Origin of the sequence: Nocardiopsis sp. LOL_012 (assembly GCF_048060475.1) — a bacterium.
Lineage (GTDB): Bacteria > Actinomycetota > Actinomycetes > Streptosporangiales > Streptosporangiaceae > Nocardiopsis.
In genome coordinates this window covers 154,437-169,960 of sequence record NZ_JBHMIV010000003.1, presented here as the reverse complement: position 1 = coordinate 169,960, position 15,524 = coordinate 154,437, and the positions used below count along the sequence as shown (strand labels likewise).

General features: G+C 70.4%; 13 protein-coding genes and 1 tRNA gene. 10 read left to right on the top strand and 4 right to left on the bottom strand.

Annotated features, from left to right (window positions below):
* Window positions 1-36: 36 nt before the first annotated feature.
* Complete coding sequence (locus ACFHWE_RS03350; RefSeq protein ID WP_416599078.1) at window positions 37-1,137, top strand: PQQ-dependent sugar dehydrogenase; 1,101 nt, start codon at window positions 37-39, stop codon at window positions 1,135-1,137.
* Between the two features lie 47 nt (window positions 1,138-1,184).
* On the top strand, window positions 1,185-1,919 hold the full coding sequence (locus ACFHWE_RS03345) for a spermidine synthase (protein ID WP_416599120.1): 735 nt from the start codon (window positions 1,185-1,187) through the stop codon (window positions 1,917-1,919).
* 10 nt (window positions 1,920-1,929) lie between these two features.
* On the opposite strand, the gene ACFHWE_RS03340 is transcribed toward ACFHWE_RS03345, so the two are convergent.
* A complete protein-coding gene (locus ACFHWE_RS03340) occupies window positions 1,930-2,700 on the bottom strand; it encodes a hypothetical protein (protein WP_416599077.1) in 771 nt (256 codons plus the stop codon).
* Between the two features lie 327 nt (window positions 2,701-3,027).
* Window positions 3,028-3,098: transfer RNA gene (locus tag ACFHWE_RS03335), tRNA-Gly, on the bottom strand.
* A gap of 140 nt (window positions 3,099-3,238) precedes the next feature.
* Here ACFHWE_RS03335 and dcd point away from each other — a divergent pair.
* From dcd to ACFHWE_RS03315, 4 genes are all read left to right on the top strand, one after another.
* Window positions 3,239-3,832 (top strand): dCTP deaminase, encoded by a 594-nt coding sequence (gene dcd, locus ACFHWE_RS03330; RefSeq protein ID WP_416599075.1) that lies wholly within the window; start codon window positions 3,239-3,241, stop codon window positions 3,830-3,832.
* A 428-nt stretch (window positions 3,833-4,260) separates the two neighbouring features.
* Entirely contained in the window at window positions 4,261-5,262 is a 1,002-nt protein-coding gene (locus tag ACFHWE_RS03325; protein WP_416599119.1) for a quaternary amine ABC transporter ATP-binding protein, read from the top strand.
* Window positions 5,259-6,494 carry an ABC transporter permease gene (locus ACFHWE_RS03320; RefSeq protein WP_416599073.1) on the top strand — a complete coding sequence of 412 codons (1,236 nt, stop codon included), beginning with the start codon at window positions 5,259-5,261 and terminating at the stop codon, window positions 6,492-6,494. Before ACFHWE_RS03325 ends, ACFHWE_RS03320 begins: the two co-directional genes overlap by 4 nt.
* A 46-nt stretch (window positions 6,495-6,540) precedes the next feature.
* Window positions 6,541-7,551 (top strand): glycine betaine ABC transporter substrate-binding protein, encoded by a 1,011-nt coding sequence (locus tag ACFHWE_RS03315; protein WP_416599071.1) that lies wholly within the window; start codon window positions 6,541-6,543, stop codon window positions 7,549-7,551.
* 73 nt (window positions 7,552-7,624) lie between these two features.
* Here ACFHWE_RS03315 and ACFHWE_RS03310 read toward each other — a convergent pair whose 3' ends face one another.
* Both ACFHWE_RS03310 and ACFHWE_RS03305 read right to left on the bottom strand, forming a co-directional pair.
* Window positions 7,625-8,236, bottom strand: coding sequence for a rhomboid family intramembrane serine protease (locus ACFHWE_RS03310; RefSeq protein ID WP_416599069.1), 612 nt, complete (start codon window positions 8,234-8,236; stop codon window positions 7,625-7,627).
* A 97-nt stretch (window positions 8,237-8,333) separates the two neighbouring features.
* A complete protein-coding gene (locus tag ACFHWE_RS03305) occupies window positions 8,334-8,807 on the bottom strand; it encodes a hypothetical protein (RefSeq protein WP_416599067.1) in 474 nt (157 codons plus the stop codon).
* Between the two features lie 622 nt (window positions 8,808-9,429).
* Here ACFHWE_RS03305 and ACFHWE_RS03300 point away from each other — a divergent pair.
* From ACFHWE_RS03300 to ACFHWE_RS03285, 4 genes are all read left to right on the top strand, one after another.
* A complete protein-coding gene (locus ACFHWE_RS03300) occupies window positions 9,430-11,127 on the top strand; it encodes an ABC transporter family substrate-binding protein (protein WP_416599066.1) in 1,698 nt (565 codons plus the stop codon).
* A gap of 108 nt (window positions 11,128-11,235) precedes the next feature.
* A complete protein-coding gene (locus ACFHWE_RS03295; protein WP_416599064.1) occupies window positions 11,236-12,246 on the top strand; it encodes an ABC transporter permease in 1,011 nt (336 codons plus the stop codon).
* Window positions 12,239-13,159 (top strand): ABC transporter permease, encoded by a 921-nt coding sequence (locus ACFHWE_RS03290; protein ID WP_416599063.1) that lies wholly within the window; start codon window positions 12,239-12,241, stop codon window positions 13,157-13,159. Before ACFHWE_RS03295 ends, ACFHWE_RS03290 begins: the two co-directional genes overlap by 8 nt.
* Window positions 13,156-15,261, top strand: coding sequence for a dipeptide ABC transporter ATP-binding protein (locus ACFHWE_RS03285; protein WP_416599062.1), 2,106 nt, complete (start codon window positions 13,156-13,158; stop codon window positions 15,259-15,261). The genes ACFHWE_RS03290 and ACFHWE_RS03285 overlap by 4 nt, the downstream gene beginning before the upstream one ends.
* The last annotated feature ends 263 nt before the right edge of the window (window positions 15,262-15,524 follow it).

Sequence of the window (15,524 nt, the reverse complement as noted above, 5' to 3'; positions counted from 1 at the left end):
GGCGTAGCGGCGGCCGCGCGCGGGCAGGGACAGGGCATGGACACCTCCCGCCCGCGCCGGGGCCGCAGACGGGCGCGCGCCGCCGCGCTCACGGCCCTGTCCCTCTCCCTGTGCTCGTGCTCTCCCGTGGCGACGGACGCCGCGGACCCCGCCGAGGAGGGGCCTGGCACCCCGGAGGCCGTCGCCACCGGCCTCGACGTCCCCTGGGGGGTGGACTTCCTCCCCGACGGCTCCGCGCTCGTCACCCAGCGCGACACCGCCGAGGTGGTGCGCGTGGCCTCCGACGGCACCACCACCGGGGCCGGCGCAGTCGAGGGGGTCGTCCCCGGCGGCGAGGGCGGCCTGATGGGCCTGGCCGTCGACCCCCACTACCCCGCCGACGCGTTCGTGTACGTCTACTACACGGCCGAATCCGACAACCGCGTCGCCAGGATCGGCTACGACGCCGCTACCGGGAGCCTGGGCGCGGCCGAGGTGATCCTCGACGGCATCCCGAAGGCGGGCAACCACAACGGCGGCCGGATCGCGTTCGGCCCCGACGGCCTCCTGTACGTGGCCACCGGCGACGCCGGACAGGGGGCGCTGGCCCAGGACACCGGTTCGCTGGCGGGCAAGATCCTGCGGATCACCGACGACGGCGCGCCGGCCGAGGGCAACCCGTTCGGCGACGAGGTGTACAGCTACGGGCACCGCAACGTCCAGGGGCTGGCCTGGGACGGCGACGGCCGCCTGTACGCCACCGAGTTCGGACAGAACACTCTGGACGAGATCAACCTCATCGAACCCGGGAACAACTACGGCTGGCCCGAGACCGAGGGGCCCGGCGGCGGCGACGCCTTCACCGACCCCCTGCTCACCTGGACGCCCGAGGAGGCCTCGCCCAGCGGCGCGGCGGTCGCGGGCGGCGCCCTGTGGGTGGCGGCACTGCGCGGGGAGCGGCTCTGGCGAGTCCCCCTCGACGGCGACGGCGGCACGGGCACACCGCGGGCCCACCTGGTGGGCGAGTACGGGCGGCTGCGCACGGTCACGGCGACCGCCGACGGCGAGGACCTGTGGGTCGCCACCAGCGAGCGCGACGGGCGCGGAACCCCGGCGGAGGGCGACGACCGCGTCCTGCGCGTGCCCGTCCTGCCGTAGGGTCGCCGGGACAGGTGTTTCCCTCCAGGTGGACAGGAGTGCCCGTGGTGCGACCGCGGATCGAGGAGCTGGGCTGGCGCCCCACACCCATGGGCGAGATCAGTCTGCGCCGCCGGTGGGACCCCGTGGCCGGGGCCGACGTCCACGAGATCAAGCTCGACGACGAGTTCCTCATGTCCAGCCTGTTCACCGAGGCCGAGGAGGAGATGTCCCGGCTCGCCCTCGCCGACCTGCGTGCGGGCGGCCGGAGCGGCGGGTTCGACGTGGCCGTGGGCGGCCTCGGGCTCGGCTACACGGCGCTCACCCTCCTGGCCGACCCGGGCGTGCGCTCCCTGACCGTGGTCGAGGCCCTCGCCGAGGTGGTGGACTGGCACGAGAGCGGCCTGATCCCCGCCGGGCGCACCCTGGCAGCCGACCCCCGGTGCAGGCTGGAGCGCGCTGACTTCTTCGCGGCGGTCGCCTCCCCCGGCGGACTTCTGCCCGACGCCCCCGAGCGCGTGTTCGACGCCCTGGTGGTGGACATCGACCACTCGCCGCGCCACGTGCTCGACCCCTCGCACGCGGCTTTCTACACCCCGGAGGGGACCCGGCGCCTGGCCGAGCACCTGCGTCCGGGCGGGGTGTTCGCGCTGTGGTCCAACGACCCGCCGGACGAGGACTACACGGCGGTGCTCGGCGCGGCCATGGAGCGGGTACGGGCCGAGGTCGTCTCCTTCCACAACCCGTACCAGGACCGCCCGGCGACCAACACCGTCTACCTGGGCACGCGCCCGCGCCTCTGACGGCGGCCCGCTACTCCTCGTCGGCCTCGTCGTCTCGGAGCAGGCCGCCCGCGATGACCTGCCCGGTCAGCGCGCGTAGCACCTGCTCGGTGTCGCCGGTGTGGCCGGGGTGCCCGGTGGTCTCCCGCAGCCCCGCGCGGATCGCCTCCACCACGGCCTCCGACCGCACGATCTCGGCGAGCGGTGCCGCCTCCAGCGCCTCGTTCCACCGGCGCAGCGCGTCCAGGCGGCCGTGCTCGACCGCCTCGTGGGTGAGGTGGAAGAGCGCGTCGAGGTTGCGGTCGTAGGCGTCGGCGTCCAGCAGGTCCACCTCCACGACCGGCACCGCGCGGTGGCCCTCGCCGTCCTCGTCGGGGCGCAGGTGGTAGGCCTTCCAGTGCCGGCCGTTGGTGAGGACGATCCACTCGGCGCCGTGCTCGGCGGCGACCTTGCGGGCGGTCTGGATGTTGCGCACGTCCAGGTCCTGGGCGATGCCCTTGACCTCGACGGGGGCGAACAGCTCGCCCTCGCGCACGATCGCGTAGTCCACTGACTCCGAGCCGGTGCGGAACTGCGTGGTGAGGTCCTGGTACTTGCTGTAGTTCATGCCCACGCTGAGGAAGTCGGCGACGAGCATGCGGGTGTCGCCCTCGTTGGCCTCGCGCTCCACGAGTTCGTCGAGCGGGCCGGAGAGGCGGTCGATCGCCGCGGCGATCCTGCTGCGTACGGGGACCTCCCAGCTAACGGTGGAGGTCGTGAACTCACCGGTCCTGGTCATCACCTGGGTTGCCTCAGCGTCCATACCCGTCCGTTTCCGCGCTCGCCATGGGTCCCACCCGGTGCCGGGTGGGGGTGCCGCGATGATCGTACAACTCGGACACGCCGCCTAGAGCGCTCACCGGGCGCGGCGGCCGCCGCCCCGGCTCGACCCATGCCGAGGTTCGCCCTATGACGAAATCGGGCCCCGAGGTTCGCCTCACGGAGAACCTCGATCCACGGAAGAGGGGTTGGTCGAAGCACACCCGCAGGCCCGATCCCGGCCCCGTGCACCCGCTGGTGCACCCCCAACGCGAAGACGGCCCCTGGTGTACGAAGAATCCTCGTACGTCAGGGGCCGTCTTTCGAGCGGAGCGGATGACGGGAATCGAACCCGCGCTATCAGCTTGGGAAGCTGAAGTTCTGCCATTGAACTACATCCGCGTCGTCCACCGATGGTTCACCGGTCGGCAACAAGACCCATCTTAGCCCAACTCCGCTGCCGACGGGTAACCGGATTCCCGGCCCGTGCCACCGGGCCACCACCTCGGACGCGGTGTCTCAGCAGGCGGTAGGTTCGGACCGTGCTCCTCTCCGATCGCGATATCAGGTCCGAAATCGACGCCGGCCGGGTCGGTATCGACCCCTTCGATCCGGACCTCGTCCAGCCCTCCAGCATCGACGTCCGGCTGGACCGCTATTTCCGGGTGTTCGAGAACCACAGGTACCCCCACATCGACCCCTCGGTGGAGCAGTCGGGCCTGACCCGGCTGGTGGAGCCCCGCGGTGACGACGCCTTCGTGCTGCACCCCGGCGAGTTCGTGCTGGCCTCCACCTACGAGGTGGTCAGCCTCCCGGACGACCTCGCGAGCCGCCTGGAGGGCAAGAGCTCCCTGGGGCGCCTGGGGCTGCTCACCCACTCCACGGCCGGGTTCATCGACCCCGGGTTCTCCGGGCACGTCACCCTGGAGCTGTCCAACGTGGCGACTCTGCCGATCAAGCTCTACCCGGGTATGAAGATCGGTCAGTTGTGCCTGTTCCGGCTCTCCTCGTCGGCCGAGTACCCCTACGGCTCCGCCCGGTACGGTTCCCGGTACCAGGGGCAGCGGGGCCCCACGCCCTCGCGCGCGCACATGAACTTCACCCGCACGCCGATCCCCGCCCCGGAGGAGTGCTGAGCACTCCGGTGCCGTGCGTGACGCCGCCCTGACCCAGGGGCGCGAGGGGCGCAGTTTCGTTGAAGTGGTCACATCGAATGAGTGACCGGAGTCACACTTTCTCTCCCGGTGGCGCAGATCACAACCGGGCGCTTTGGCGTGCCCGCATCTCCTGATGTGGGCTGGTGGTCAGTTTTTACCCAGGTTAAACCCGTTATCGGGTGTTTATCGTCGAGTTAAACCGTCGGTGTACTTCGCCGGTAGCGTGACGAGCTGACGTGATCAGGTGACGGCTCCACCCCGTCTCCGGGGGCGCGGACGGGGGCTCCGCGCCGGCCCGTCGCCTGAGGGAACCGCGAACGACGAAGGGACACCACACTGTGCCTGGGCAGGCTTCGCGGCGTGACAGCCCCCTAGAGGAGACCGTGCCAGCAGTACGCGCAGACCACCTGTACAAGGTGTTCGGGAAACGGACGAGGGCCGCCGTCGAGCGGCTCTCCGACGGCAGCCACCGGGACACCATCACCGACCTCGACGTCACCGCTGCCGTCATCGACGTCTCGTTCGAGGTGCGGCCTGGAGAGATCTTCGTGGTGATGGGCCTGTCCGGTTCGGGCAAGTCGACCCTGATCCGCATGCTCAACGGCCTCCTGGAGCCCACCGCGGGCAGCGTGTCGGTTGACGGCGTCGACATCTCCGCCCTCGACAAGAAGAGCCTCCTCGCGCTCCGCGGCGAGAAGATCAGCATGGTCTTCCAGCACTTCGCCCTCCTGCCGCACCGCACCGTCCGGGAGAACGCCGCCTACGGGCTGGAGCTGCGCGGCGTGCCGCGCGCCGAGCGCGACCGCAAGGCCGACGAGACCCTCGAACTCGTGGGGCTCGGCGGCTGGGAGGACCGGCTGCCCCACCAGCTCTCCGGCGGTATGCAGCAGCGCGTGGGCCTGGCCCGCGCCCTGGCCGCGGACACCGACATCATCCTCATGGACGAGGCGTTCAGCGCCCTGGACCCGCTGATCCGCCGCGACATGCAGTCCCAGCTCCTCGAACTCCAGAAGTCGCTGGGCAAGACCATCGTCTTCATCACGCATGACCTCAACGAGGCCATGCGCCTGGGCGACCGGATCTGCGTGCTTCGCGACGGCCGCGTTGCCCAGATCGGCACCGCCCAGGAGATCCTCAGCAGGCCGGCCAACGACTACGTCGCGCGCTTCACCGAGGACGTCGACCGCACGCGCGTGCTCACCGCCGCGTCGGCGCTCGACTCCACCGCCGACGCCGACGACTCCCTGCCCAAGGTCGACGCCGACACCCCGATCGCCGACCTGTACCCCGACGTGAGCGCCGCCGACCGCATGCGCGTGGTCGACGAGGGCCGGACGGTCGGGACGGTGACGCGCGAGTCCGTGCTCGCCGCGCTCTCCGGTGCCGACGACGGGGAGGAGCACCGGTGACACCCGTCGACTTTCCGCCGAGCATCCCGATCGGTGCCGGGTTCGAGGCGCTCAACAGATGGCTCAAGTCCACCTTCGGGTGGTTCTTCGACGCCCTCGGCGCGTTCATCAGCTGGTCCGTGGACCTCCTCTCCGGGTTCTTCACCGACCCCGCCGCCGGTCAGCTCGCGCTCATCGCCGCGGTGGCCGTCGCGCTGCCGCTACTGCGGACCCGGACCGTGCCGGTCCTGGTGATCGCGGCCGCGAGCGCGCTGCTGCTCCTCCTCCAGGTGTTCGCCGGGGCGGGGGACTGGATCATCAACAACCTCCTGCCGCCCGCGCCGATCCTCTGGCTCATCGACGTGACCGGCGAGTACGCCGACGGGTTCTTCATCGTCGCGTTCCTGTCCCTGCTCGCCGTCACGGTGCTCGGGGCCCTGGAGCGGTCGACCCGGGTCCGCACCGGTGTCGTCGCGGGCGGGTGGCTGGCGGCCGTCCTGCTCGGCTGGTTCGTGCTGCCCCTCCTGGTGACCGAACCCGAGGCGCTGCTCATGCTCCTGCTGCTGAGCCTGCTCGCCTGGCTGGTGGCCGGATGGCGCATGGGCCTGTTCGCGCTGGTGGCTCTGGCGCTCGTGGCGTCCGTGGAGCAGTGGACCAACGCCATGGACACCCTTGGCCTGGTGCTCGTGGCCAGTGTCATCGCCGTGGCCGTCGCGGTGCCGATCGGGGTCCTGGCCGCCTACAACGGCACGGTCAGCAAGACGGTCAAGCCGGTCCTGGACCTGATGCAGACCATGCCGGCCTTCGTCTACCTCATCCCGGCGATCTTCTTCTTCTCGATCGGGTCCGTGCCGGGCGTGGTCGCCACCATCGTGTTCGCGATGCCGCCCGGCGTGCGCCTGACCGAGCTCGGCATCCGCCAGGTCGACAAGGAGCTGGTGGAGGCCGGGGAGGCCTTCGGGGCGCCCAACCGCAAGATCCTCACCGGGATCCAGTTCCCGCTGGCCCTCCCCACGATCATGGCCGGTATCAACCAGGTCATCATGCTGAGCCTCTCGATGGTCGTCATCGCGGGCATGGTCGGTGCCGGCGGCCTGGGCAACCAGGTCTACCAGGGCATCGCCCGCAACGACGGCGCTCTCGGGTTCGAGGCCGGCATCGCCGTGGTCATCCTGGCGATCTTCCTCGACAGGCTGACGGCGGCCGTCACCGACAAGACCCCGCAGGCGCGCGCCGCGAGTGCGCGCTCGTGAGGACCCAGATTCCGAAGAACCGAGATTCCGAGGGAAGGAAGAGTCTATGAACGCGCGTCTCGCAGCGCTCACGGCCCTGGGCCTGAGTGGAGGCCTCCTGCTGACCGCCTGTGGCGGCGGCGACCAGGACCTGACCGGGGAGGAGGGCGGCGACCAGGCCGCGGACGAGTGCGTGCCCGGCGCCGAGGCGCCGGTGGTCGAGAGCGCCGACATCCCCGTGGTGGACATCCCCGAGTCCGGTGAGGACGCCGAGGAGATCAACATCGCCCTGATTCCGTGGGAGGAGGGCATCGCCGCCACCAACCTGTGGCAGGCGATCCTGGAGGAGAAGGGCTACGACGTCACCATCACCGAGCTCGACGTCGCCCCCATGTACCAGGGCACCGCCCAGGGCGACATCGACCTCTTCCTGGACACCTGGCTGCCCCAGACCCACTCGGACTACTGGGCGGACTACGGCTCCGACCTGGAGAACCTGGGCGCCTGGTACGACAACGCGGTCCTGACGCTGACGGTCCCCGCCTACATGGAGGACGTCAACACCATCGCGGACCTGCGCGAGAACGCCGACGCGCTGGGCGGCGAGATCGTCGGTATCGAGTCCGGCTCCGGCCTGGTGCGCACCACCAAGGAACACGCCATGCCGGGCTACTGCCTGGAGGACGACTTCGAGCTGCTGGAGTCCTCCACCGGCGCGATGCTCGCCGAGCTGGACTCCGCCTACCAGGCCGAGGAGCCGATCGTCGTCACCCTGTGGCGTCCGCACCTGGCCTACGCCCAGTACGACCTGAAGGACCTGGAGGACCCCGAGGGCATGATGGGCGGCGCGGAGACGATCCACTCGATCGGCCGCACCGGTTTCGCCGAGGACTACCCGAACGCCGCCTCCTGGCTGAGCGGTTTCGAGCTCAACGACGAGGAGCTGGGCGAGCTGGAGGCCCTGACCGCCGCCGAGGACGTGGAGGACCCGCTGGAGGGCGCCCGCACCTGGCTCGCGGACAACCCCGAGTTCCTGGAGCGCACGCTGGGCGAGGACGCCGAGGGCCTGGAGTTCTAGGCTGTGCCTCTCCGAGCCTGAAGCGAAGGCCGGGCCGCCTCCCCCTCGGGAAGGCGGCCCGGCCGAGTGCGGGTCAGGGGGCGTAGTAGCCGCCCTGTGCGCCGGGGTTCCACCGGTCGTCCCGGGGGTTCTCCCGTTTGGGTAGGACGTAGGCGGAGGCGAGTCCGCCGATGAACCCGAACAGGTGTGCCTGCCACGAGACGCCGGGGTACTGGGGCAGGACCCCCCAGATCATGGTGCCGTAGAAGATGATCACGCAGATCATGATCACGATGTCGACGGTCTTGCGCTCGATGATGCCGCGCAGGACGGTGTAGCCGAAGTAGCCGAAGACCAGGCCGCTGGCGCCGACGGTGAGTGTGCCGGGGACGCTGAACAGCCAGATCCCCACCCCGCTGACCAGGGTCACGATCAGCGTGGTCAGCAGGAACCGGCTGAGCCCGCTGAAGGCCACCAGGGAGCCCAGGACCAGGAACGGCAGCGAGTTCCCGATGAGGTGGGGGAGGTTGCCGTGCATGAACGGTGCGGTCAGTACGGTCCAGAGGTCGTCGAGGGTCCAGGCGCGCAGCCCGAACCGCCTGTCGAGGCTCTCCATGAACAGGACGCTGTCGAGGATCTCGAAGACCCACATGGCCGCGAGCATCCCCGCTACGGTCAGGATGGCGGTGATTCTGGACTGCTTCACCCCACCGAGGGTAGATGATGTGCCCTGGTCCCGGTATGTCGGCGTGGTCCCTGGTGTGCCGAAGACCGGATGCGGCCGGTGGGGCGCAGGCCCGCGGTCAGGACGGCAGCGCACGCTCGCGGGGCGGGATGCCGGCGGCGGCCATGAACGCCTCAACCCTGGCGGGCCTGGTGATCCCGGTCAGCGGCAGGTGGGTGCGGGCCGTGCGGCGCTTCTGTAGCGACGGGAAGCGCTTGGGCCGTCCGGCGGTGTCGTACAGGGCCAGGGACCGGATGCGGCCGGGGAGCACGTGGTAGGAGCCGATGGAGTGGAAGGGGACGCTGACGGTGTAGCGGCCGCGCGTGTAGTGGAACTCGCCGTCGGCGACCTCCAGCACGGGGGCCTTGATGAGGCGTCCGTGGACGGCCAGGGCGACGCCGACGGCGGCGAGGACGACGGCCGGGGCGACGGCGGCCCAGTGGCCTCCGGCGGCGATCGCGATGGCGGCGGCCGCCGCCACCAGCAGGCAACCGCTCCACAGCTCCACGTGCTTGCGACCCACGGGGCAGACCATGCGGACGGTTTCGGACACGGCGGGGCCTCTTTCGCTGAAGTGCTGCATGGGGGTGGTGGGCACCGGTCGAAACCCTATCGGCTCGCAGGTCCTGCGCTCGGGGGTTTCGGACATCCAGTATGCCGTACGCTCACCGATGTCGCATACCTTTTTGTTACTGATTGTGACGATGATGTGCATGTGTGCCATAGTCGCGTCGTATGTCGGTGTTTCGGCTGCTCGGGGCGGGTGCTGCGGAGGATGCACGGGGGCGGCCGCTTTCTCCGGCGGGGCGGTGCGGAATACTGACCGTTCATGCCCTCGGTTTACTCCCAGTAGTCGGAAAGCCTTGAACGGGGTCTGTAAATTAATTATGTTGCGTCCGAATCAAGGGATCGTAAAGATTGTATGGAGATCCGCGCTGAACTGCGCGAACATACTCCCTTACGGCGGTGTTTCCCAGGCGTCACGAAGGCGGTTCCGCCGGGTCGAGCGGGGAGTGCGCGGCGATTGCGGATCGGTCACGAATTCGGTATCAGGGCTATACAGACATTTCGCTTAATGGTCTTCTGGCTGACTAATCGCCTAACTTCGGCGGGGTATGCGCGAAGCATTGAAACGATAGACGTTCGGCTCGTATCAGTGACCAAGGGTGGAACCGATGCACAGAAGTAGGAAGACGCTCGCGCTCGCCGCGGCGGGCACCTCCGTGATGATGGCTTTGACGGCTTGCTCCGGCGGGGCGGCCCCCGCCGAGGACGTCCGGCAGATCACCTGGGTGATCAACAGTCTCCCGTCCCAGTGGGCCAGCACCAGCGCGGCGGGCGGCAGCGTCTACACCGTCCAGATGCTCTCCGGTGTGGTCCCCAACACCGGCACCTACCTGCCCAACGGCGAGTACGAGTTCAACCTGGACGTCCTCGCCGAGGAGCCCGTCCTCGTCAACGGCGACCTCGACGAGGGCCCGTTCCAGTACAGCTTCACCCTCCACGAGGACGCCGTCTGGAGCGACGGCACGCCGATGACCGCCGAGGACCTGCGGGTCACCGCGATGATGGCCGCCTCCCCCGACGAGGGCTACTGCACCACCTGCGACTCCCGGGGCACCACGCAGGCCGACATGATCGACACGATGGAGGCCGACGGCAAGACCCTCACCGTCACCCTCAAGGAGGGGCTGGCCGACGCCGAGTGGCGGGCCCTGTTCGACTTCGCCAGCGCGGGCGCCGGCTTCTACCCCTCCCATCTGGCCGAGGAGAACGGCTGGGACGTCGACGACCCCGACCAGCTCGGCGAGTTCTACACCTGGCTGCACGACACCCGCCCCGAGTGGTCCGGCGGCCCCTTCATGATCGTCGACGGCGACCTGTCCAACCAGGTCGTCAAGGAGCCCAACCCCCAGTGGTGGGGCGCCGAGCCGCAGGTCGACCGGATCATCCACCCCTTCAACACCGAGGAGGGCACCTTCGTCACCGCCTTCGCCAACGGTGAGATCGACGGCGCCAACCCCGCCCAGTACTCCGAGGACGTCATCCTCGGACTCCAGGACCTGCCGGGCGCCACCGTGACCGTCGCCGAGGGCTCCACCTGGGAGCACATCGACCTCAACACCGAGAACGAGTGGCTCGCCGACGTCGAACTGCGCCGTGCCATCTTCACCGCGATCGACCGCGCCGACATCGCCGAACGCCTCTACGGCACCGGCTACCCCGACTACGAGCTGAAGAACAACCACATCTTCAACAGCGACAGCGAGTACTACACGGACTACCTCGGCGAGACCACGCAGGGCACCGGTGACGCCGAGGCGGCCCTCGACATCCTGGAGGAGGCCGGGTACGAGCTCGACGGAGACACCCTCACCCTCGACGGCGAGCAGGTCGGCCCGTTCCGTCTGCGCACCACCGACACCGACGTCCGCAGCACCTCCGTGCAGCTCGTCCAGTCCCACCTGGCCGAGATCGGCATCGAGGCCAACATCGAGATGACCGACGACCTCGGCGGCAGCCTCTCGGAGGCCGACTACGACATCTTCCAGTTCGGCTGGAGCGGCTCGCCGTACTTCGTGAGCGCCGCCGAGCAGTTCTGGCACAGCGAGAGCACCAGCAACTTCGGCAGCCTCTCCAACGAGGACATCGACGCCGCCGCAGAGGCCGCCGGCTCCGCCCCCACCCTCGACGAGGCGGCCGAGTACTCCAACGAGGCCGTCGAACTCGTCGTCCAGGAGGCCTACGTCCTGCCCATCCTGGCCGACCCGAACTACTTCTTCGCCAGCGACCGGGTCGCGGGCATCGAGGACAACCTGTTCTCCAGCTTCCGTGCCACCTACAACATCGGCGAGTGGGCCCTCGCCGAGTGACCCGGGAGAGGCACTGAAGGCCCGGGCCGGGGCGCCCGCGACGGCCGCGTCCAGGCGCGGCCGAACCCCGGCCCGGGTCCGCCTCGGCCCGTTCCCGAAGGAACACCCATGCTCGTTTACACGGTGCGGCGCCTCCTGGGCGCGGTGCCCGTCCTCGTCCTCGCGTCGATCCTCACCTTCGTCCTGATCGACGTCTCCGGTGACCCGCTCGCCGACCTGCGCCTGCAACAGCCGCCGCCGGACCCCTCCGTCATCCAGCTCCAAGAGGAGCGGCTCTACCTCGACCGCTCCATGGCCGAGCGGTACTGGCTCTGGGTCACCGGCATCGGCGGCAACGGCGACATCGGCCTGCTCCAGGGCCAGTTCGGCCCCTCCACGCAGAGCACCACCTACGACATCGGCGCGAACATCGCCGAACGCCTGGGCGTCACGCTCCGCCTGGTGGGCGCGGCCATGGTCCTCGCCTTCGGCCTGGCCGTCCTGACCGGGGTCGTCAGCGCCATGCGCCAGTACTCCAAGGTCGACTACACGCTGACGTTCGTCGGCTTCCTCGCCCTGGCCATGCCCACCTTCTGGTTCGCCGGGATCATGCAGAGCGCCGGGGTGGGCTTCAACGAACTCGTCGGCACCCAGGTCTTCGCCACGATCGGCGACGGCACCTACCAGGCCCAGGGCCAGGACCTGTGGGGCAGGATCACCAACGCCTTCGCCTACATGACCCTGCCCACGATCGTGCTCATGCTGACCACCTTCGCCTCGTGGAGCCGCTACCAGCGCACCTCCATGCTGGAGGTGCTCAACAGCGACTACGTGCGCCTGGCCCGCGCCAAGGGGCTGCCCGAACGCGTGGTGATCCGCCGCCACGCCCTGCGCACCGCCCTGATCCCGCTGACCACGGTGACCGCCGTGGGCATGGCCGCGATCATCGACGGCACCGTCCTGACCGAACGCGTCTTCCAGTGGCGCGGCCTCGGCGAGTTCTTCATCGCCGCGGTCGACAGCAACGACTCCTACGCGCTGATGGCCTGGCTGATGCTCAGCGGCACCACCGTCATCGTCGCCAACCTCATCGCCGACCTGCTGTACGGCGTGCTCGACCCGAGGATCCGCTATGAGTGAGAAGACGGTGCCGGAGACGGGGCCGCGCGCCCGGGCAGAGGCGGTGGGCGGCCCCGAGCGCACCCAGATGCAGATGATCGTCCGCCGGTTCCTCCGCCACCGGCCCGCCATGGTCAGCCTGGCCGTCCTGGCGGTGATCACCGCCTTCGCCTTCCTCGGCCCTCACCTCTGGGCCTGGGACCACAGGGTCCACGGCGAGATCCCGCCGAGCGTCCCGCCCGACGCGGACCATCCGCTGGGCACCACCAGGGCCGGGCACGACGTCCTGGGCCAGCTCATGCGGGGTGCCCAGCAGACGCTGAAGGTGGCCCTCACCGTGTCGGTCCTCAGCACCGTCGTCGGCTCCCTATGGGGCGCGGCCGCCGGGTACTACGGGGGCCGGACCGACGCGCTGATGATGCGCGTGGTGGACGTGTTCATGATCGTCCCGCTGCTGGTCATGGTCGCCGCGATCTCGGGCACCGTGCGCGGCGGCACCACCTGGTGGGCGGTGGCCCTCATCATCGCGGTGTTCTCCTGGGCACAGATCGCCCGCGTGGTCCGCGGCGTCGTGCTCTCGCTGCGGGAACAGGAGTTCGTGGAGGCGGCCCGGGCCGCGGGCGCCTCACCGTGGTGGATCATCGTCCGGCACCTGCTGCCCAACGCCGCCGGACCCATCATCGTCGCCGCGACCCTCCTCATCGCGGTGGCCATCCTGCTGGAGGCGGGGATGTCCTTCCTCGGCTTCGGCATCCAACTCCCCGACATCTCCCTGGGCCGGATGATCGACGACGCCCGGACGGCGGCCACCACCCGGCCCTGGCTTTTCTACCCGCCGGGCGTCCTCCTGGTGGTCATCTGCCTCACCGTCAACTTCATCGGCGACGGCCTCAGGGACGCCCTGGACCCGCGACAGACCATGGAGCGCCGATGACCGTGACGACCAGTGCAGGCGCAGCGGGGGCCGACCCCGCGCGGCCGGACGACGAGGCGGTCCTGGAGGTCACCGACCTCAGCGTGGACTTCACCTCCGAGGACGGGCCGCTCCGGGCGGTCCGCGGCGTCTCCTACACGCTGCGCAGGGGCGAGGCGCTGGGGATCGTCGGCGAGTCCGGGTCGGGCAAGTCCGTGGCCTCGATGGCGGTCATGGGCCTATTGCCCAAGAACGCGCGCGTGTCCGGATCGGCGAGGGTCCTGGGCCAGGAGGTCCTGGGACTGCCCGACTCCGAGATCAGCAAGGTGCGGGGCGAGCGGATCGCCATGATCTTCCAGGACCCGCTGACCTCGCTCAACCCCGTCTACACCGTCGGGTACCAGATCGCCGAGGCCGTGCTCGCGCACCGCAGGGTGGGCCGGGCACGGGCCCACGAGCGGGCTCTGGAACTGCTGAGGCTGGTGGGCATCCCCCACCCCGAACAGCGCGTCAAGCAGTACCCGCACGAACTGTCGGGCGGCATGCGCCAGCGCGTGGTGATCGCGATCGCGATGGCCAACGACCCCGACGTCATCGTCGCCGACGAGCCCACCACCGCCCTGGACGTCACCGTCCAGGCGCAGGTCCTGGAGGCGCTGAACGCGGCCCGCCGCGAGACCGGGGCCGCGCTGGTGCTCATCACCCACGACCTGGGCGTGGTGGCCGGGCACGTCGACCGGGTCGCCGTGATGTACGGCGGCCGCGTGGTGGAGTCGGGGCCGGTCCAGGAGGTGTTCCACCGCCCCCGCATGCCCTACACCCTGGGGCTGCTCGGCTCCCTGCCGAGGCTGGACTCCGATCGCGCCACACGCCTCACCCCGATCCGGGGCACCCCGCCCGCCCTGAACGCGATGCCCGCCGGGTGCGCGTTCGCCCCGCGCTGCCCCATGGCCCGGGACCGGTGCCGCGAAGAGGAGCCGGCCCTGTCCGCCACGGACGCCCCCGGCCACACCGCGGCCTGCCACTACAGCGGCGAACTGGACGGTGTCGGCCCCGCCGACCTGTTCGGCGACGGCGCGGCGGCGGCCGGGAGGGGGCGCACCCGGGCCTCGGGCGCACCGGTCCTGACCGTCACCGACCTGGTGAAGAACTTCCCGATCCGCTCCAAGGGGCTGCTCCGGCGCAGGATCGGCGAGGTGCAGGCGGTCTCGGGGGTCTCCCTGGAGCTGCGGGAGCGGGAGACGCTCGCGCTGGTGGGCGAGTCCGGGTGCGGTAAGTCCACCACCGCGCGGATGCTGCTGCGGCTCATCGAACGGACCTCCGGGGAGATCGTGTACCGGGGGCGGCCCCTGCACGATCTGTCCCCCCGACGGATGCGCCCGCTCCGCCGCGAACTCCAGATCGTGTTCCAGGACCCCTTCGCCTCCCTCGATCCGCGCATGACCGTCGCCGACCTCGTGGGCGAACCGCTGCGCATCCACGGCGAGCGCGCCGGACGGGCACGGGAGCGGGCCGGTGACCTGCTGGACCTGGTCGGCCTCGACCCCGCGCACGGCTCCCGCTACCCGCACGAGTTCTCCGGCGGCCAGAGGCAGCGGATCGGGATCGCCCGCGCCCTGGCGCTCCAGCCGAGGGTGCTCGTCCTGGACGAGCCCGTGTCGGCCCTGGACGTGTCCGTCCAGGCGGGGGTCATCAACCTCCTGGAGGACCTCCAGGAGGAACTGGGGCTGTCCTACCTGTTCGTCTCGCACGACCTGTCGGTGGTCCGGCACATCGCGGACCGGGTGGCCGTGATGTACCTGGGCCGCATCGTGGAGACAGGCCCGGCCGAGCGGCTGTTCCGCGAGCCGACGCACCCCTACACCCAGGCGCTGGTCTCGGCCATCCCCCTGCCCGACCCGGTGCGGGAGCGCGAGCGCGAGCGGATCCTCGTGACCGGTGACGTGCCCAGCCCGGCCGACCCGCCGTCGGGCTGCCGGTTCCGGACCCGGTGCCCGAAGTTCGCGCACCGGCTCTCCGAAGGCGAGCGGACGCGCTGCGTCGAGGAGCCGCCGGAGCTGCTGGACCGGGGATCGGGGCACCGCGACGCGTGCCACTACTCGGAGGCCGTCGAACTCCTCTGAACCCGGGCCTCGCCGGTGTCGGGCCGGTGGCGTGCGGTGCGGCGACGCGCCCCGCGCCACCGGCCCGACGAGTGTCCGGGGGCGGGTGCGGTCCGCCGTGAACCCCAAGGGCGGCAGCGGGATGGAAGGGTGCGGGGCCCCGGCCCCGCCCGGTGGGGGCCGGGGACACCCGGGCGCGTTCGCGTACGGAGAGCGTCGCCTTCCGTTACGTTCGTGGCGCCGGAGCCCGTCCGGCGCCTTCGCCGACCGACGATCTCACGAGG

What these genes read in the sequence shown, in the direction of transcription:
- ACFHWE_RS03295 (WP_416599064.1), top strand. Translation starts at nt 11,236, where the DNA reads ATGCTCGTTTACACGGTGCGGCGCCTCCTGGGCGCGGTGCCCGTCCTC.
- ACFHWE_RS03300 (WP_416599066.1), top strand. Translation starts at nt 9,430, where the DNA reads ATGCACAGAAGTAGGAAGACGCTCGCGCTCGCCGCGGCGGGCACCTCC.
- ACFHWE_RS03350 (WP_416599078.1), top strand. Translation starts at nt 37, where the DNA reads ATGGACACCTCCCGCCCGCGCCGGGGCCGCAGACGGGCGCGCGCCGCC.
- ACFHWE_RS03290 (WP_416599063.1), top strand. Translation starts at nt 12,239, where the DNA reads ATGAGTGAGAAGACGGTGCCGGAGACGGGGCCGCGCGCCCGGGCAGAG.
- ACFHWE_RS03340 (WP_416599077.1), bottom strand. Translation starts at nt 2,700, where the DNA reads ATGGACGCTGAGGCAACCCAGGTGATGACCAGGACCGGTGAGTTCACG.
- ACFHWE_RS03285 (WP_416599062.1), top strand. Translation starts at nt 13,156, where the DNA reads ATGACCGTGACGACCAGTGCAGGCGCAGCGGGGGCCGACCCCGCGCGG.
- ACFHWE_RS03315 (WP_416599071.1), top strand. Translation starts at nt 6,541, where the DNA reads ATGAACGCGCGTCTCGCAGCGCTCACGGCCCTGGGCCTGAGTGGAGGC.